16 protein-coding genes are annotated in these 18,600 nt (G+C 66.2%); 1 reads left to right on the top strand and 15 read right to left on the bottom strand.

What is annotated here, in order from left to right:
• Positions 1-12: 12 nt before the first annotated feature.
• The 14 genes from AC07PA_RS23485 to AC07PA_RS23420 form a co-directional block, all read right to left on the bottom strand.
• On the bottom strand, positions 13-1,029 hold the full coding sequence (locus AC07PA_RS23485) for an NADP-dependent oxidoreductase (protein WP_494605919.1): 1,017 nt from the start codon (positions 1,027-1,029) through the stop codon (positions 13-15).
• 61 nt (positions 1,030-1,090) lie between these two features.
• Complete coding sequence (locus AC07PA_RS23480; protein ID WP_007852505.1) at positions 1,091-1,519, bottom strand: PaaI family thioesterase; 429 nt, start codon at positions 1,517-1,519, stop codon at positions 1,091-1,093.
• A gap of 101 nt (positions 1,520-1,620) precedes the next feature.
• Entirely contained in the window at positions 1,621-2,415 is a 795-nt protein-coding gene (locus AC07PA_RS23475; RefSeq protein WP_007852506.1) for an SDR family oxidoreductase, read from the bottom strand.
• Between the two features lie 124 nt (positions 2,416-2,539).
• On the bottom strand, positions 2,540-2,743 hold the full coding sequence (locus AC07PA_RS23470; protein WP_494605921.1) for a hypothetical protein: 204 nt from the start codon (positions 2,741-2,743) through the stop codon (positions 2,540-2,542).
• A complete protein-coding gene (locus tag AC07PA_RS23465; protein ID WP_007852512.1) occupies positions 2,743-4,605 on the bottom strand; it encodes an acyl-CoA dehydrogenase family protein in 1,863 nt (620 codons plus the stop codon). The genes AC07PA_RS23470 and AC07PA_RS23465 overlap by 1 nt, the downstream gene beginning before the upstream one ends.
• Before the next feature lie 97 nt (positions 4,606-4,702).
• A complete protein-coding gene (locus AC07PA_RS23460) occupies positions 4,703-5,179 on the bottom strand; it encodes a hypothetical protein (RefSeq protein WP_145698350.1) in 477 nt (158 codons plus the stop codon).
• A gap of 174 nt (positions 5,180-5,353) precedes the next feature.
• Complete coding sequence (locus AC07PA_RS23455; RefSeq protein ID WP_145698349.1) at positions 5,354-6,529, bottom strand: acetyl-CoA C-acyltransferase; 1,176 nt, start codon at positions 6,527-6,529, stop codon at positions 5,354-5,356.
• A gap of 87 nt (positions 6,530-6,616) precedes the next feature.
• Positions 6,617-8,716 carry a 3-hydroxyacyl-CoA dehydrogenase NAD-binding domain-containing protein gene (locus tag AC07PA_RS23450; RefSeq protein WP_494605924.1) on the bottom strand — a complete coding sequence of 700 codons (2,100 nt, stop codon included), beginning with the start codon at positions 8,714-8,716 and terminating at the stop codon, positions 6,617-6,619.
• 186 nt (positions 8,717-8,902) lie between these two features.
• A complete protein-coding gene (locus tag AC07PA_RS23445) occupies positions 8,903-9,598 on the bottom strand; it encodes an ABC transporter ATP-binding protein (RefSeq protein WP_007852516.1) in 696 nt (231 codons plus the stop codon).
• A 3-nt stretch (positions 9,599-9,601) separates the two neighbouring features.
• On the bottom strand, positions 9,602-10,393 hold the full coding sequence (locus AC07PA_RS23440; protein WP_007852517.1) for an ABC transporter ATP-binding protein: 792 nt from the start codon (positions 10,391-10,393) through the stop codon (positions 9,602-9,604).
• 8 nt (positions 10,394-10,401) lie between these two features.
• Positions 10,402-11,760, bottom strand: a complete 1,359-nt coding sequence (locus AC07PA_RS23435) for a branched-chain amino acid ABC transporter permease (RefSeq protein WP_007852520.1) — start codon at positions 11,758-11,760, stop codon at positions 10,402-10,404.
• Between the two features lie 4 nt (positions 11,761-11,764).
• Positions 11,765-12,718 carry a branched-chain amino acid ABC transporter permease gene (locus tag AC07PA_RS23430; RefSeq protein WP_007852522.1) on the bottom strand — a complete coding sequence of 318 codons (954 nt, stop codon included), beginning with the start codon at positions 12,716-12,718 and terminating at the stop codon, positions 11,765-11,767.
• A gap of 184 nt (positions 12,719-12,902) precedes the next feature.
• Complete coding sequence (locus tag AC07PA_RS23425) at positions 12,903-14,135, bottom strand: branched-chain amino acid ABC transporter substrate-binding protein (RefSeq protein ID WP_007852524.1); 1,233 nt, start codon at positions 14,133-14,135, stop codon at positions 12,903-12,905.
• A 131-nt stretch (positions 14,136-14,266) separates the two neighbouring features.
• Positions 14,267-15,910: a 3-(methylthio)propionyl-CoA ligase gene (locus tag AC07PA_RS23420; protein WP_494605928.1), complete on the bottom strand. Its 1,644-nt coding sequence runs from the start codon at positions 15,908-15,910 to the stop codon at positions 14,267-14,269.
• 216 nt (positions 15,911-16,126) lie between these two features.
• On the opposite strand from AC07PA_RS23420, the gene AC07PA_RS23415 reads away from it, so the two are divergent.
• Positions 16,127-16,813, top strand: a complete 687-nt coding sequence (locus tag AC07PA_RS23415; RefSeq protein ID WP_007852527.1) for a Crp/Fnr family transcriptional regulator — start codon at positions 16,127-16,129, stop codon at positions 16,811-16,813.
• Between the two features lie 34 nt (positions 16,814-16,847).
• On the opposite strand, the gene AC07PA_RS23410 is transcribed toward AC07PA_RS23415, so the two are convergent.
• A complete protein-coding gene (locus tag AC07PA_RS23410) occupies positions 16,848-18,554 on the bottom strand; it encodes a carboxylesterase/lipase family protein (RefSeq protein WP_494605930.1) in 1,707 nt (568 codons plus the stop codon).
• Positions 18,555-18,600 lie beyond the last annotated feature (46 nt).

Below are 18,600 nucleotides of genomic sequence, written 5' to 3'. Positions count from 1 at the left end.
GGGTGCGCTCCTTCAGATGAGTTTGACCAGTTGCTTGCCGAAATTCTTGCCCTTGAGCAGGCCGAGGAAGGCCTCGGGCGCGGCGGCGATGCCTTCTGCGATGGTCTCGCGCGGGCGCAGCTTGCCGGTGCCCACCAGGGTGCCCAGTTCCTTCAGCGCCTCGGGCCAGACTTCCATGTGCTCGCTGACGATGAAGCCTTCGATCTTCATGCGGTTGATCAGCATCAGCGCGGGGTTGGCCATGGGCAGGGGCTGGCCATCGTAGCCGGCGATCATGCCGCACAAGGCCACGCGGCTGAAGGCGTTCATGCGCAGCATCACGGCGTCCATGATCCAGCCGCCCACGTTCTCGAAGTAGCCGTCGATGCCCTTCGGGCAGGCTTCCTTCAAGGCCTTGGACATGGCCTTCACGTCGCTGTGCTCCTTGTAGTCGATGCAGGCGTCGAAGCCCAGTTCCTCGACCGCATAGCGGCACTTGTCGGCACCGCCCGCAATGCCCACGGCGCGGCAGCCGCGCGCCTTGGCCAGTGCAGCAAAGGCGCTGCCCACTGCGCCCGTGGCGGCGCTCACCACCACGGTGTCGCCTTCCTTGGGGGCGATGATCTTCACCAGGCCGTACCAGGCCGTAACGCCGGGCATGCCCACCGCGCCCAGGTAGTGCGACAGCGGCACATGCGTGGTGTCCACCTTGCGCAATGCACCGGGCGTGTTGGCGTCGACCACGCTGTACTCCTGCCAGCCGCCCATGCCCACGACCTTGTCGCCGACGGCGTACTTGGGGTTCTGGCTCTCGGCCACCTCGCCCACGGTGCCGCCGATCATGACCTCACCGAGGCCTTGCGATGCTGCGTAGCTCTTGCTCTCGTTCATGCGGCCGCGCATGTACGGGTCCAGGCTCAGGAAATGGTGGCGCACCAGCACCTGGCCGTCCTGCAGCGCGGGCGTGTCGCTGGCGACGAGCTTGAAGTTGCCGGCCACGGCCTCGCCCTGCGGGCGGTTGTCGAGCACGATCTGTTGGTTGCGGGCCATGGAGAACTCCTGGGAAAACAAGGGGGGTTGGTGGAGAGGCCGTCGGGCCGTCCGGAAAAGCTCAGTCGCTCGAAATCGACTTCAGCGGCTGGCCGGTGGCCGGGTCTACCGCCCGGCGCACGTACTTGAAGGTGCCTGTCGCATGGCTGCACAGGCGGCCCTCGGCGTCATAGACCGAGGCCTCGGTGAAGGCCATCGATGCCGTGCGGTGCAGCAGGCGGCCCTTGGCCACCAGCGGGCCGCGCGCGGCCTGCATGAAGCTGGTCTTCATCTCGATGGTGACCACGCCGTGGTCCGGCGTCTCGCTGCGCGCTGCGGTGGCCATGGTCACATCCAGCAAGGTCATGGTGGCTCCGCCATGCGTGACCTCGAAGGAATTGAGGTGCTCGGGCGCCGCCTCGTAGTGCAGCTCCGACTCGCCCTGCTGCATGCGGTGCAGCGTGAAGCCCAGGTGGCTGACAAAAGGAATGGGAACACCGAAATTCAGCACAGGCAACTCCAGAATACAAAGGGAAAGACTGCAAGCATAGACCCTGCCGCCCCCCTGAATGGCAGGCCCGCGCGCCATGGGCGCGCAGGCCTTGAACGGCCTCAGCCGCCCGTGACGATGCTGACGCCGCCGTCCACCGCCAGCCACTGGCCGGTGATGTGCTTGCCGGCGTCCGACGCGTACAGCGCGCACAGGCCCTTGAGGTCCTCGTCGTCGCCCAGGCGGCCCAGCGGCGCGTGGGCGGCCAGGGCCTCCTCGCCCATGGCCTTCAGGGTGCCCACCGTCATCTTGCTCGGGAAGAAGCCCGGGCAGATGGCGTTCACGCGGATGTTGTACTGGCCCCATTCGGCGGCCAGCGCACGCGTGAAGTTGATCACCGCGCCCTTGGAGGTGTTGTAAGCAATGGTGTTCATGCCCTTGGGGTTGCCGCCCAGGCCGGCGATGGAGGCCACGTTGATGATGCTGCCGCTGCGCCGGCCGATCATGCTGTGCTTGGCGATGTGCTGCGACAGGATGAAGTAGCCGCGCACGTTGAGGTTCATGACCTTGTCCCAGGCTTCCACGGGGTGGTCTTCGGCGGGCGCGCCCCAGGCGGCGCCGGCGTTGTTGAGCAGGATGTCGACATGGCCCAGGCGCGCCAGGGCTTCCTCGCCCAGGCGGCGGATGTCGGCCTCGTTGGCGCAATCAGCGGCGATCCACTGGGCGTCGATGCCGGCAGCCTTCAATTCGGCAGCGGCCTCTTCCAGGTCGGACGCCTTGCGCGAGCTCAGCAGCACCTTGGCGCCGGCCTCGCCCAGCGCCTGTGCCAGTTGCAGGCCCAGGCCGCGCGAGCCGCCGGTCACCAGGGCGGTCTTGCCGGACAGGTCGAACAGTTGTTGGATGGTGCGGGTGGTCATGTCGTCGTCTCCTTGGGTTTGTCGTCGGTGGGTGCGCAGGGCATGGTTGCCATGCGCTCTGAAAAACGGGGCAGCGCAGGAATTGTGCGGCGCAACCAAGGTGCGCCGTGTCGCCTGTGCGATTTCAGGCGCTGGACTTCAGGCGTGAGCGCACGCCGATCAGCACCACGCCCAAGGCCGCCAGCACGCCGCCGGCAGCCGACAGCGCCCAGCCCAGCGCCTCGTCGGCACGGGCCGTGGCAAGCCCCAGCACCAGCGTGAGCAGGCCGCCGTAGATCAGCGCCCAGATGAGCTGGTGCATGCGCTCCAGTGTCTGCGGTGCGGCCATCAGAAGGCGTCCTCGGGGAATACTGCGCAGGTCGCGTCGCGGGTGCTGACGACCTGCAGCCAGGCGCCGATCTTGGGCAGCTCGTAGTGGAAGAAAAAGCGCATGGCCCCCATTCTGCCCACACCCGCGGGCTGCGCCAGCGCCGGGTCGGCCTGCAACGTGGCCAGGGCCACGTCCAGCCAGACCCAGGCCAGCACCGTGTGGCCGAAGGCCTGCATGTAGGGCACGGCGTTGGCCAGTGCATCGGTGGGCTGGCCCGTGGACCAGGCGGCTTTGGTGGCGGCTCCCACCTGCTGCAGCGCGCTGCCCAGGGCATTGGCATGCGCGGCCAGCGCTGGCACCTGGATGGCGCGTTCGATGGTGGCGTTGATGCGCGCCGCCAGCAGTTGCAGGCCGCGGCCGTTTTCCATCAGCACCTTGCGGCCCAGCAGGTCCATGGCCTGGATGCCGTGCGTGCCTTCGTGGATCATGTTCAGGCGGTTGTCGCGCCAGTACTGCTCCACCGGGAAGTCGCGCGTGTAGCCATAGCCACCGTGGATCTGGATGGCCAGGCTGTTGGCCTCCAGGCACCACTCGCTGGGCCAGCTCTTGGCGATGGGAGTGAGCACTTCCAGCAGCAGGCGCGCCTCGTCGGCCGCGGCGGAATCGCCCGTGGCCTGCTCGTCCACCAGGCGCGCGCAGAACAGGTTGAGCGCGAGCGCGCCCTCGCCGTAGGACTTTTGCGCCAGCAGCATGCGCTTGACGTCGGCATGCTCGATGATGCGCACCTGCGGCTGCGCCACGTCCTTGACCACGGCGGCAGCGGCGGCATCCTTGTCCTTGGGGTTCTGCACCGGGCGGCCCTGCGGGCGGTTCTTCGCGTAGTCGAGGCTCGCGTAGTAGCCCGCCAGGCCGAGCACGGTGGCCGCCATGCCGATGCCGATGCGCGCCTCGTTCATCATGTGGAACATGCAGTGCAGGCCCTTGCCGGCCTGGCCTACCAGGTAGCCCACGGCACCGGCCTCGCCGTCGACCGGGTACTTGCCCTCGCCGAAGTTGAGCAAGGTGTTGGTCGTGCCGCGCCAGCCGAGCTTGTGGTTCAGGCCCGCCAGCGCCACGTCGTTGCGCACGCCGGTCAGGTTGCCATCGGTGTCCACCAGCTTCTTGGGCACGATGAACAGCGAGATGCCGCGGGTGCCGGGCACCAGCTTGCCATCGGGCCCGGGGATCTTGGCCAGCACCAGGTGGATGATGTTCTCGGTGAGCTCGTGCTCGCCGGCCGAGATCCACATCTTGTTGCCCTTGAGGCGGTAGCGCGGCCCCAGCGGGTCGCTCTCGAAACCTGCGCCATCGGGCACGGCGCGCGTGGCCACGTCGCTCAGGCTGGAGCCGGCCTGTGGCTCCGACAGGCACATGGTGCCCGAGAAGCGGCCCGAGAATTCGTTGAGCGCGAACACGGTCTTCTGCGCCTCGGTGCCATGCACCATGAGCAGGTTGGCATTGCCCACCGTGAGCAGGCCCGAGCCCATGCTGATGGACGCCAGGCCGAAGAAACTGTTGGCCGCAGCCTCCACCGTGTAGGGCAGTTGCATGCCGCCGATGTCGTAGTCCTGCGCGGCGCTGAGCATGCCCGAGGCCGCATAGGCCTTCTGCGCATCGTGCGTGCACTGGGGCAGCGTGACCTTCTCGCCGTCGAAATGCGGTTCCTGCGTGTCGACCGTGCGGTTGAACGGCGCATACTTCTCGCGCGCGATGCGCTCGCAGGTGTCGAGCACGGCGTCGAAGGTGTCGCGCGAATGGTCGGCAAAGCGCTCGCGCTCGGGCAGGGCCTGGGCCTCGAGCCACTGGTAGAGAAGGAATTCGACGGTGGGGCGGTAGCTCATGTGTGAAAACCCTGGAGAAAACGCGCGCACAGCGCAGGGATGGGCCACCGGACCGCACCGCCGCCGCGCGGGGCAGCGGTCACATGCCTGGCGGCGACTATTTCTTGTGGTTCAGGACGACTTCGGAAAAGCACCAGTAGTCCATGTCGTCATTGGGGTTCTGCTGGCAGTTGTTCTCGCCGATCTGCAGGCGCCGCGCACCGGCCGGCAGGCTGGCGAACTGGACCTTCAGGGTCTTGCGCTTGCCGGGACGGATCTGGTCCATGCCGTTCTCGCACGACATCAGGCCCGTGCTGCTTTCCTGCTTCAACACCTTGCCGCTGTCCAGGTCCTTGAGCATGAATGCTTCCGGCTTGTGGCTGGGCTGGGCGCAGGCCTCGACGATGTCCCGCTTGCTGCTGTTGCGCAGCACGATGGTCACCGTGGTGCGCTCGGGCGTGATGGCCACCTCCTGCAGGATGGTGTCGGGGTCATCGGCCAGCGGCTGGTTGAGCCGGTAGCTCTGCGCATGGGCGACAGTGCCCACAGTGGATACGACCAGGACGGCCAGGGCTGCGCAAACCTTCGTGAACATGGATGGATCTCTCTTGATGGAATGGTGATTGTTGTAGGCCTGGGGCGGCGCGCAGCCGTGGCCACACGCCGCCTGCAGACCGGCCGCTGAAACGGCCGGTCTGCATTGTCCCCAAACCCGGTGTGAGCAAACGTAAGCGCCGTAACGCCTGCGCGCCCCCTCACCAGAGACCCATCAAAGCACTTCGAAGATGCCCGCAGCGCCCATGCCGCCGCCGATGCACATGGTCACCGCCACGCGCTTGGCGCCGCGGCGCTTGCCTTCGATCAGGGCGTGGCCGGTCAGGCGCTGGCCCGACACACCGTAGGGGTGGCCCACGGCGATGGCACCACCGTTGACGTTCAGGCGGTCGGCCGGAATGCCCAGCTTGTCGCGGCAGTACAGCACCTGCACGGCGAAGGCTTCGTTCAGCTCCCACAGGTCGATGTCGTTGACGGTGAGGCCGAGCTTCTTGAGCACCTTGGGCACGGCGAACACCGGGCCGATGCCCATTTCGTCGGGCTCGCAGCCGGCCACGGCGAAGCCGAGGAAGCGGCCCAGGGGTTTGAGGCCCTTCTTGCTGGCGTACTCTTCGCTCACCACCACGCAGGCACCGGCGCCGTCGGAGAACTGGCTGGCATTGCCGGCCGAGATCAGGCCGCCGGGCAGCGCCGAGCGCAGGCCGCTGATGGACTCGACCGTCGTGCCTTCGCGCGTGCCTTCGTCCTTGCTCAGGGTGACCTGCTTGGTGATCAGGCCCAGGTTCTTGTCGGCCACGCCGGCCGTCACGGTGATGGGGGCGATCTCGGCATCGAACAGGCCCGCGGCCTGCGCTGCGCAGGCCTTCTGCTGGCTGGCGGCGCCGTACTCGTCCATGGCTTCACGGCCGATGTTGTAGCGCTTGGCCACCTGCTCGGCGGTCTGCAGCATGCTCCAGTAGATTTCGGGCTTGACCTTGTCCAGGGCCAGGTCGCGCAGCATGTGGATGTTCATTTCCTGCTGCACGCAGGAGATGCTTTCCACGCCGCCGGCCACGTACACGTCGGCTTCGCCGGCGATGATGCGCTGGGCCGCCAGGGCAATGGTCTGCAGGCCCGAGGAGCAGAAACGGTTGACCGTGACGCCCGATGCCGTGACCGGCAGGCCGGCGGCCAGCGCGATCTGGCGCGCGATGTTGGCGCCGGTGGCGCCTTCGGGGTTGGCACAGCCCATGATGACGTCTTCGACGTCGGCGCCGTCGATGCCGGCGCGCTCGATGGCGTGCTTGACGGCATGGCCGCCCAGCGTGGCGCCATGGGTCATGTTGAGGGCACCCTTCCAGCTCTTGGCGAGCGGGGTACGGGCGGTGGAAACGATCACTGCGGAGGTCATGGGAAAAATCCTTTCAGGGGTGGAACGCACCGATGGCCGCCTTAAGCGCGCGCATCCGGTGCGGCTTCACTGCATCAATCAGTTCGCTCAGGCGAACGCCTTGCCTTCGGCTGCCAGCTTGGCCAGCAGCGGCGCGGGCTTCCAGAACTGGGCATCGTCGTTGGGGTTCTTGGCAAAGCGGTCCATGGCCTGCACCACGTTGAACAGGCCGACTTCGCTGGCGTAGTGCATGGGGCCGCCACGGTAGATGGGGAAGCCGTAGCCCGTGAGGTAGACCATGTCGATGTCGCCGGACTTGCTGGCGATGCCGTCTTCCAGGATGTGCGCGCCTTCGTTGACCAGGGCGAACACCAGGCGCTGCACGATTTCCTCGTCGGAGATCTTGCGTGGCGTGATGCCCAGCTCCTTGCGGTGGTCTTCGATCATCTTGTTGACCAGATCGCTCGGGATCGCGTCGCGCTTGCCGGCCTGGTAGTCGTACCAGCCTGCGCCGGTCTTCTGGCCGAAGCGGCCCAGCTCGCACAGCTTGTCGGCCGTGCGGCTGTACTTCATGTCGGCGCGCTCGACGGCACGGCGCTTGCGGATCGCCCAGCCGATGTCGTTGCCGGCCAGGTCACCCATGCGGAACGGGCCCATGGCAAAGCCGAACTTCTCGACCGCGCGGTCCACCTGCTGGGGCGTAGCGCCTTCGTCCAGCAGGAAGCCGGCCTGGCGGCTGTACTGCTCGATCATGCGGTTGCCGATGAAGCCATCGCACACGCCCGAGACCACCGAGGTCTTCTTGATCTTCTTGCCGATGGCCATCACGGTGGCCAGCACGTCCTTGGACGTCTTGGCACCGCGCACCACTTCCAGCAGCTTCATCACGTTGGCGGGGCTGAAGAAGTGCATGCCCACCACGTCTTCGGGGCGCTTGGTGAAGGCGGCGATCTTGTCCACGTCCAGCGTGGAGGTGTTGGAGGCCAGGATCGCGCCGGGCTTCATCACGGCGTCGAGCTGCTTGAACACGGTCTCCTTGACGCCCAGCTCCTCGAACACGGCCTCGATCACGAGGTCGGCGTCCTTGAGGTCGGCATAGTCGAGCGTGGTCGTCAGCAGGGCCATGCGCTGCGCGTACTTGTCTTCCTTGAGCTTGCCCTTCTTGACCTGGGCTTCGTAGTTCTTCTTGATCGTGGCCACGCCGCGGTCCAGGGCTTCCTGCTTGGTCTCCAGGATCTTGACGGGGATGCCCGCGTTCAGGAAGTTCATGGAGATACCGCCGCCCATGGTGCCGGCACCGATCACGGCGACCGACTTGATTTCGCGCTTGGGCGTGTCGGACGGCACGTCGGGGATCTTGGAGGCGGCACGCTCGGCCATGAACAGGTGGCGCAGGGCGCGCGACTCGGGCGTCCACATCAGGTTGATGAAGATCTCGCGCTCGAACAGCATGCCGTCGGCGAACTTGCGCTTGGTGGCAGCTTCGACCGCGTCCACGCACTTGGCGGGCGCGGGGTAGTTCTTGGCCATGCCCTTGACCATGTTGCGCGCGAACTGGAAGTAGGCGTCGCCTTCGGGGTGCTTGCAGGGCAGGTTGCGCACCAGCGGCAGGGGGCGCACGTCGGCCACGCTCTGGGCAAAGGCCAGGGCTTCGGCTGCCAGCGCCTCGGGCGAGGCCACGAGCTTGTCGAACAGCTTCTGGCCGGGCACGGAGCCGATCAGCTCGCTCTTGACGGGTTCGCCGCTCACGATCAGGTTCAGGGCGGCTTCGACGCCGATCACGCGCGGCAGGCGCTGCGTGCCGCCGGCGCCGGGGATCAGGCCGAGCTTGACTTCGGGCAGCGCGATGGAGCAGCCGGGCGCCGCCACACGGTAGTGGCAGCCCAGGGCCAGTTCCAGCCCGCCGCCCATGGCGACGGTGTGCATGGCGGCCACGACCGGCTTGGCCGAGTTCTCGATGGCGGCGATCACCGACAGCAGGTTGGGTTCCTGCAGGGACTTGTCGGTGCCGAACTCCTTGATGTCGGCGCCGCCGGAAAACGCGCCGCCAGCGCCGGTGATGACGATGGACGTGACCGCTGGGTCGGCATTGGCACGGCCGAGGCCGTCCACGATGCCTTGGCGGGTTGCCAGGCCCAGTCCGTTGACGGGGGGATTGGCCAGGGTGATCACGGCAACGGAGCCGTGGACTTTGTATTCAGCGGTCATGCTGTTGTTCCTTGGAGAGTGAAAAAGAACGATCGTGCGTTTTTATTGTAGAGACTTCGCGCGGCCCTGGCGTGTCAATTTGTCCCGGTGGGGACATGGCTCCTGGCCGTCAACCCGTCTCTTCGGGCAAAAAAAGAGGCGCCATGAGCTATCAGGCGCCTCTCTGTCATGCGTTGGCCGAAGTCGTCAGACCTCCAGCCACTCCTTGCGGATGTAGTTGTCGGCACGCAGGCTGTCGGGCGTGCCCTGGAAGACGATGGAGCCGTGGCCCATCACCAGCGCGCGGTCCGAGATCTTCATGGCGATGGTCAGCTTCTGCTCGATCAGCAGCACCGAGATGCCGCGCGCCTTGATGGTCTGCAGGTACTGGCCCACCAGTTCGACGATCTTCGGTGCCAGGCCTTCGGTGGGCTCGTCGATGATGATCAGGTCGGGGTCGCCCATGAGCGTGCGGCACAGCGTGAGCATCTGCTGCTCGCCGCCGGACATCACGCCTGCCTCGGTGTGCTGGCGCTCCTTGAGGCGCGGGAACATCTCGTACATGTCGTCGAACGACCAGCGGCTGCCCTTGCCGTTGCCCTTCTGGCCGAGCAGCAGGTTCTGGTGCACGGTGAGGTTGGGGAACACGTCGCGGCTCTCGGGCACGTAGCCCAGGCCCAGGTGGGCGACCTCGTAGGCCTTCTTGCCGTTGAGGTCCTGGCCCTTGAAGTTCACCGTGCCCTCCCAGTCCACCAGGCCCATGATGGCCTTGGCGGTGGTGGATCGGCCCGAGCCGTTGCGCCCCAGCAGCGCCACGATCTCTCCGGGCTGCACTTCGAAGCTCACGCCATGCAGCACATGGCTCTTGCCGTAGTAGGCGTGGAGGTTGTCAATTTTCAGCATAAATCAGTGTCCCGCGCCCTGCTCGTCGGCCACGGCCGAACCCAGGTAGGCCTCCTGCACGCGCGCATTGGCGCGCACCTTGTCGGGGGTGTCGAAGGCGATCACCTCGCCATAGACCACCACGGCGATCTTGTCGGCCAGGCCGAACACCACGCCCATGTCGTGCTCCACGGTCAGCAGGGTGCGGCCCTCGGTCACCTCCTTGATGAGGTGGATGAAGCGCGTGGTCTCGCTCTTGCTCATGCCGGCCGTGGGCTCGTCGAGCAGGATCACGTTGGCGCCACCGGCGATGGTGATGCCGATCTCCAGGGCGCGCTGCTCGGCGTAGGTCAGGTTCATGGCCAGCGTGTCGCGCTTCTTGTCGAGCTTGATCATCTCCATGAGTTCCTTGGCACGCTGGTTGGCATCGTGCAGGTTCGACAGGAAGCGCAGGAAGGTGTAGCGGTAGCCCATGCTCCACAGCACGCCGCAGCGCAGGTTCTCGAACACGCTCAGCTTGGGGAAGATGTTCGTGATCTGGAAGCTGCGCGACAGCCCCATGCGGTTGATCTCGTACGGGGCCAGGCCATTGATGCGCTGGCCGTTGAGGATCACGTCGCCGCTGGTGGGAGCGAAGCGCCCGCTGATGAGGTTGAACAGGGTGGACTTGCCGGCGCCGTTGGGGCCGATGATGGCCACGCGTTCGCCGGGTGCCACCACGAGATTGGCACCGCGGATGATCTCGGTCTTGCCGAAGCTCTTGCGCAGGTCGCGCAGTTCGAGCGCACAGCCTGCGGACGATGGATTGGCGGTCATGGTAGTGCTCACAGCGCCTCTCCCCGCTTGATGGCATGTTCGATCTCTTCCTGGATGGTGCTCCACTGGCGCAGGAACTGGCGACGGCACATCTCGAACAGCGCCAGCCCGGTGAGGAACACGAAGCCCGCACCGAACCAGGCCGTGAGGCCCTTGGCATCGACCATGGCGCCCAGGAACTTGAGCTCGGACCCCAGGGCCGCGTTGAGCTGCAGGTGGTAGGTCATCTCCACCATGCAGGCGGCGCCCAGCACGGCCACCAGGCCGGTACCGGCCAGGCCCAGGTAGGACACCCAGAGCTGGCGCAGCTTGCCGTACTTGGCGACACGCAGGTTCATCATGATCAGGCTGGCGATGCCGCCGGGCGCATACATCACCATGAACAGGAACACCAGGCCCAGGTACAGCAGCCAGGCCTTGGAGATCTCGGACAGCAGCACCGAGGCCAGCACCAGCAGCACGGCGCCGATGATGGGCCCGAAGAAGAACGTGGCCCCCCCCAGGAAGGTGAACAGCAGGTAGCCGCCCGAACGCAGCACGTTCACGCTGTCGGCACCGGTCACGATCTCGAAGTTGATGGTGGCCAGGCCGCCGCCGATGCCCGCGAAGAAGCCCGCGATGATGAACGCGAAGTAGCGCACGCGCTGCGTGTTGTAGCCGATGAACTCCACGCGCTCGGGGTTGTCGCGCACCGCGTTGAGGATGCGCCCGAGCGGCGTGCCCGTGAAGGCGAACATGGCCGCCGTGCAGACGAAGCAGTAGGCCGCGATCAGGTAATACACCTGCATGCCGGAGCCGAAGTTCAGCCCGAAGAAGGGCTTGCCGTAGACGCGGTCGGTGGTGATGCCGCCCTCGCCGCCGAAGAACTCGGGGAACATCAGCGCCATCGAGGCCACGAGCTCACCGATGCCCAGCGTGATCATGGCGAAGGTGGTGCCCGACTTCTTGGTCGTCACGAAGCCGAGCAGGATCGCGAAGAACATGCCGGCCAGCCCTCCGACCAGCGGGATGAGCACCAGCGGGATGGGCATTTCGCCCTTGCCCGCCATGTTCATGGCATGGATGGCGATGAACGAGCCCAGGCCGGTGTACACCGCATGCCCGAAGCTGAGCATGCCGCCCTGCCCCAGCAGGATGTTGTAGGACAGGCAGATGATGATCAGGTAGCCGATCTGCGAGAGCATGGTCAGCGCCAGGCTGCTGCGGAACACGTGCGGCGCCACGATCAGCATCGCGGCGAACAGCGACCAGATGACGAAGCGGCCCACGTTCCAGGGCTTGAAGCGGTAGTGCGCAGCCCCCTGCGAGGCAGCGGGTGGGTTGGCGTGCGGTGCGGCGCCGGAGACGGTAGTGGTGGATGAGGTCATGGCATCAGTCCTCGCGGGTGCCCAGAAGGCCCTTGGGACGGAAGATCAGGATGAGCACCAGGAACAGGTACGGAAGAATGGGCGCCACCTGGGAGATGGTGAGCTTGAGCAGGGGGTAGCCGAAGGTCTGGTCGGTCACGGCCACACCGAGCGGGCGCAGCACGTGGATCATCGAGTAGTCGAGCGCCACGGCGAAGGTCTGCACCACGCCGATGAGCAGCGAGGCCAGGAAGGCCCCGGCCAGCGAGCCCATGCCTCCGACCACCACCACCACGAAGATGATGGAGCCGACCGACGCCGCCATGGCGGGCTCGGTCACGTAGGTGTTGCCGCCGATCACGCCGGCCAGGCCGGCCAGGGCCGCACCGCCGCCGAACACCAGCATGAACACGCGCGGCACGTTGTGGCCCAGGGCCTCGACCATCTCGGGGTACTTGAGCGCCGCCTGGATCACCAGGCCGATGCGGGTGCGCGTGAGCAGCAGCCACACCGACAGCAGCATCAGGATGGCGATCAGCATCACGAACGAGCGCGACTTGGGGAACTGCGTGCCGTACAGGCTGAACAGGGGGCCCTGCAGTTGCTCGGGCAGGCCATAGGGCACCGTGGCACGGCCCCAGATCAGCTGCACCACTTCGAGGATCAGGTAGGACAGGCCGAAGGTCACGAGCAGCTCGGGCACATGGCCGAACTTGTGCACGCGGCGCAGGCAGTAGCGCTCGAACGCGGCGCCCAGCGCAAACACGATCAGCGGCGAAACCACCAGCGCCGGCCAGAAGCCGATGACGCCGGAAATGCTGTAGGCGAAATAGGCCCCCAGCATGTAGAAGCTGGTGTGCGCAAAATTGAGCACACCCATCATGCTGAAAATCAGCGTGAGTCCCGAGCTCAGCATGAACAGCAGCAGCCCGTAGCTCACGCCGTTGAGCAGGGAGATCACGAAAAACTCAAGATTCATCGCAAATTTTCACAACAAGGGTAAAAAAAAGGCCCGAGCCAGGTCGGGCCTCCAGAAACAATGAAGAGCGGATCACAAAACCCAGCGAAGCGGTTCTGGCTAGGCGCTGCGTCGCAGGCAGTACGGTCAGTACGACAAGACGCGGCAACGACGCCAGAAGAGTTTTGTTAGCCGCTCAGAGGCCTTAGGGGCGCTTCATCTGGCACGAGGTGGGCGTGCTGGCCACGAAGGGCTCGTAGTACTTCACCGGCGTGAAGGTGTAGCCGGTGCTCTCCGAATCGAGCGGGAACTTGCCGCCGGCCTTCTCCCACTTGGAGATGAACAGGCCCTGCTGCAGCTGGTGGTCGGTCTTGCGCATCTCGACCTCGCCATTGAAGCTCTTGAACTTCATGCCTTCCAGGGCGGCGGCCACCTTCACGGGGTCGGTGGACTTGGTCTTCACGAAGGCCTCGGTGAGCATCGAGAAGGCGTGGTACACGGAGCCGGTGTACATGTCGTCGTTGAACTTCTTCTTGTAGTCCACCACGATCTTGTTGAGTTCGCCCGGCAGGTTGATGTGCGCATAGGCCACCATGTACACGCGGCCTGCAGCGGCGGCACCCATGGCCGTGGGGCTGCCGGTGACCGAGCCGTAGTAGGTGTAGAAGTTGACGTTGTTCAGGCCGGCGTCGTTGGCGGCCTTGATCAGCAGCGCCAGGTCGGAGCCCCAGTTGCCGGTGATCACGCTGTCGGCGCCCGACTGCTTGATCTTGGCGATGTAGGGCGAGAAGTCACGCACCTGGGCCAGGGGGTGCAGGTCGTCGCCGACGAACTGCACGTCAGGGCGCTTGCGGGCCATGATTTCCTTGGCGAACTTGGAGACCTGGTGGCCGTGCGAGTAATTCTGGTTGATCAGGTAGACCTTCTTGACCTCGGGAATGTCCTTCATGAAGGTGGTCAGCGCTTCCATCTTCATGGAGGTGTCCGCATCCAGGCGGAAGTGCCAGTAGCTGCACTTGCTGTTGGTCAGGTCCGGGTCCACGGCAGCGTAGTTCAGGAACACGACTTCCTTGCCGGGGTTGCGCGCGTTGTGCTTTTCCAGCGCGTCGATGATGGCCAAGGCCGGGCCCGAGCCGTTGCCCTGCACCACGTAGCGCGCGCCCTGGTCCATGGCCGAGCGCAGGGCGCTGGTGGTCTCCTGCGGACTGAGCTTGTTGTCGATGCCGATGATCTCGAACTTCACTCCGGCAGCGTTCTTCTTGTTGAACTCTTCGGAGACGAACTGGAAGCTCTTGAGCTGGTTGGTTCCCACGGCCGCCATCAGGCCCGAAAGCGGGTCGAGCCAGGCGATCTTGACGGTCTCACCTTTTTGAGCGAACGCCGCGCCAGCGCTCGCCAACAGGACGGTGGCTGCTACAGCCTTCATAGCGAATTTCATGGTTCTGTCTCCTTGTAAATCGACACGACGCAGCGTACCGCGTTGCAACACGACGCCCCTCAGGGATTGCCCCTACCGGCGTCGCACACGTGACTGGCGCAGTGCTCCCCCGAGCACCGCACCAATCTGGATCACAGGCCCGGAAGCCTGTAGTCCTTCAGTTGCTCACGCAACTTTGTCTTGAGCATCTTGCCCGTGGCACCGAGTGGAATCGCCTCCACGAACACCACGTCATCGGGGATCTGCCACTTGGCGGTCTTGCCTTCGAAGAAGGCCAGCAGCTCCTCGCGCGTGACCTCGGCACCGGGGCGCCGGACCACGGCCACGATGGGGCGCTCGTCCCACTTGGGGTGCGGCATGCCCACACACGCGGCCATGGCAATGGCCGGGTGGGCCATGGCGATGTTCTCGATGTCGATGGAGCTGATCCATTCGCCGCCGGACTTGATCACGTCCTTGCTGCGGTCGGTGATCTGCATGAAGCCGTCGCCATCGATGGTCGCCACGTCGCCCGTGGGGAACCAGCCGCGCCCGTGCTTGTCCTTGACCAGCGGGTGGCCGCCCTCGCCCTTGAAGTAGCTGTCCACGATCCACGGGCCCTTGACCAGCAGGTCGCCATAGGTCTTGCCGTCCCAGGGCAGCTCCTCGCCATCGCCGCCGACGATCTTCATGTCCACGCCATAGATCGCGCGGCCCTGCTTGAGCAACACCTTCATCTGCTCTTCCTTGGGCAGCGCGAGGTGCTTGTTCTTGAGCGTGCACAGCGTGCCCAGCGGGCTCATCTCGGTCATGCCCCAGGCGTGCAGCACTTCGACGCCGTAGTCTTCCTTGAAGGCATGGATCATGGCCGGTGGGCAGGCCGAGCCGCCGATCACCGTGCGCCTGAGCGTGGAGAACTTCAGGCCCGCAGGCTTCATGTGGCCCAGCATCATCTGCCAGACGGTGGGCACGCCGGCGGCGTAGGTCACCTTCTCGGCTTCGATCAGTTCGTAGATCGACTTGCCATCCATGGCCGGGCCAGGGAACACCAGCTTGCAGCCGGTAAGCGCGGCCGAGTACGGAATGCCCCAGGCATTGACGTGGAACATGGGCACCACCGGCAGCACCGAGTCGCGGGCCGAGAGGCACATCACGTCGGGCAGCGCCGCGGCATAGGCATGCAGCGTGGTCGAGCGGTGGCTGTACAGCGCGGCCTTGGGGTTGCCCGTGGTGCCGCTGGTGTAGCACATGCTCGACGCCGAGTTCTCGTCGAACTCGGGCCAGGCGTAGTCGGGCGACTGCGCACCGATCCAGGCCTCGTAGCTCGTGAGACCGGGGATGCCGGAGTCCGCAGGCAGCCGGTCGGCGTCGCACAGCGCCACCCATTTCTTCACCGTGGGGCACTTGGCGTGCACGGCCTGCACCAGGGGCAGGAAGGTCAGGTCGAAGCACAGCACCTGGTCTTCGGCGTGGTTGGCGATCCAGGCGATCTGCTCGGGGTGCAGGCGCGGGTTGATGGTGTGCAGCACGCGGCCAGAGCCGGAGACGCCGAAGTACATCTCCATGTGGCGGTAGCCATTCCAGGCCAGTGTGGCCACGCGGTCGCTGAACTCCAGGCCCAGGCCGTCCAGGGCATTGGCCAGGCGGCGTGCACGCTGGGCCAGGTCCTTGTAGGTGTAGCGGTGGATGTCGCCCTCCACGCGCCGCGAGACGATTTCGGCGTCGCCATGGTGGCGTTCGGCGAACTCGATCAGCGACGAGATCAACAGGGGTTGGCTCTGCATCAGGCCCAGCATGTGTGCTCCTTGGATTTTGTGGTGAAAGTGGCAATCATCGTAACGCGCGCAGGCCTGCTGCGGGGTCTCCGAAGCGCCCCTTTCGGCTGCGTGCCACGCGGCTTTGCTGGCTGCGCAGTGTGCAGCGCGGGGCCTGCCGCGCCAACACCTGTCGCCCACCCGACAAAGGCCAAGGGATTACCCTGAACGGCGGGGGCTGCAGCGACAATCCGCGGCATGCTCTGCACCGCCCCGCACGCCCAGCGCTTCATCACCGCCCAGCCCTGGTTTGCCGGGCTGCCGGCCGCCACGCAGGAGCGCGTGCGCGCCGGGGTGTTCGAGGAAAGCGGCGACAAGGGCGATGTCATGAAGCCCGCCGGCAGCGCGGTGCAGGGCTGGCATGCCGTGCTCTCGGGCCTGGTGATGCTGCAGAGCCCGGCCAGCCGCGGCCGCTCGTCGGCCTTCATCGGCGTGCCCGACGGCGAGTGGTTCGGCGAAGGCTCGGCCATGAAGCCCGAGCCGCGCAGATACCACGTGGTGGCATTGCGCCCTACCCGGCTCATGTGCCTGCCGCTGCCCGTGTTCGCCGAACTGCGCGAGACCAGCCTGGCGTTCAACCAGTTCCTGGTGCTGCACCTGAACATGCGGCTCGGCCAAGCCATGACCATCATCGAGGCCGGGCGCACGCAGTCCACCGAGCACCGCGTGGCGCTGTACCTGAGCCGCCTGTTCTGGCGCAGCACGCGCCGGCTCAACCTCACGCAGGACGAGCTGGGCCAGCTCGTCGGCCTGTCGCGCCAGACTGTCAACCGCGTGCTGCGTACGCTCGAAGGCATGGGCATCGTGTCGCTGGATTTCGGCAAGGTGGCCATCGTGGACGACGATGCGCTCAGCGCATACCTCGCCGCCACCGCAGCAGCATGAACGGACATGGGAAGCAGCATCAGGCCTTGTACCCTTACTGAACGCTCAGGCGCGTGGCCTTCAGGTCGGCATCGAAGATGAACTTGCGCGGCCAGGGCTGCCATTCCTGGCCCAGGCCGGCATGGTTGGGGTTGCCGGTGTGCACGAAGGCACGCACGCTGTCCATCATCACGCCCGAGAGCGCCAGCCGGCCCGGCTGGTTGGCCGTGCTGTTGGCGGCCTTGGCCAGCAGCGAGGGGCCGAAGTTGCCGAACACGAAGGGCAGGTCGAAACCATGGGCCGCACCGTACACATCGCTCCAGGGCGCCGGCTGCTGGGCCCAGTTGAACTGGTAGCTCCAGACGTTGGACTGCTGGGTCCGCAGGGTGTTGAGCAGGCTGTCGCGGCTGGGCTCGATGAACACGCTGCCCAGGAGCTTCATGCGCGCGTTGTAGCCCGTGCCGGGTGCCGTGACCGGCAGGTAGGACGGATCGATGATGTCCGCCGTGGTGAGCGTGGTGGCCGCGTCGGGATTGAAGGCCTGCGTCATCGCGAAGCGCTCGGCATCGCTGATCTTCATGCCCGGCTTGCCACCCAGCAGCGCCAGGAAGGGCGCGAACAGCTTGGCCTCATCGGCCGTGTAGCCCGAGAGCACCGGCACCTTGTGGTAGCGGCCGGCGGCCATCTCGGCGATCGGATCGGCGGGCAGCACCACGTTGTCGGGAATGGGGCCGGAGCCCGTGAGCCCCGCGCGCAGCACCGTCTGCAGCACCACGCGGCCATCCTTGCCGCGCAGGTAGCTGGCAGTCTGCGCAGGCGTCCAGCCGGCGATCACGGCCGCGGCGCCCATCGTGTCGGAAGCCAGGCCATCGGCCTGCACCAGGGCGGCGAGCAAGGCCGATGACTGGGCTGCGTACTTGGAAGCGGGGTTGAGCGTGGGGATGGAGCCCGCGGGCAACTGGCTCGCCAGCGAGGTACCGCCACTGATCGGCAGGGCCTTGTGGAACAGGCCCGCGGCCTGGGGCGAGGTGAGCAGCGCCAGCACGTTGCCGGCACCGGCCGACTGGCCCATCAGCGTGACGTTGCCCGCATTGCCGCCGAAGTTGCCGATGTTGCGCTGGATGAAGGACAGCGCCTGCACGTTGTCGAGCAGCGCGTAGTTGCCGGTGTAGGCCTGCGTGCCGGTGTGCAGCTGCGGCATCTGGAAGAAGCCCAGCACGTCGAGCCGGTAGTTGGCCGTGACCACCACGGCATTGGCCGAGCGCGCCAGCGCCGCGCCGTCGTAGACCGGGTCGGCCGTGTAGCCCGAGATGGCGCTGCCGCCATGCAGGAACAACAGCACGGGCAGGTTGTCCTGCGTGGTCGCGGGGCGCCAGATGTTCAGCGTCAGGCAGTCCTCGTTGCCCACGGGCGTGCCCAGGGTCTGGCCAATGCTGTCGTCGAAGCGGTTGTTGGCCCCAGGGCCGTACAGACGGCCCATCTGCAGGCAGGCATTGCCAAAGCGCGTGGCATCGCGCTCGCCGCTCCAGGCCACGGGCGCCACCGGGGGCTGCCAGCGCAGCTCGCCCACGGAGGGCCGGGCGAAGGGAATGCCCTTCCACGCATAGGTGCCCGTGCTGGCGCTGGCATCCACGCCGCGCACCGTACCGTACGCGGTCTCGCGCACCTCGGGCGGGGTGCTGGAACCACCGCCGCAGCCGGCGACCGCCAGCACGGAAAGAACTGCTCCCAGGCATTGGGCACGCCAGCGCACATCAACCATGTCTTGTCTCCTTCGGGGTTTTCTGGAATGGGTCGGGCCTCTGGCT

Source organism: Acidovorax sp. GW821-FHT09B03 (assembly GCF_059418305.1).
The sequence above is the reverse complement of the archived record's forward strand: the minus strand, read 5'-3'. Positions and strand labels throughout refer to the sequence as shown.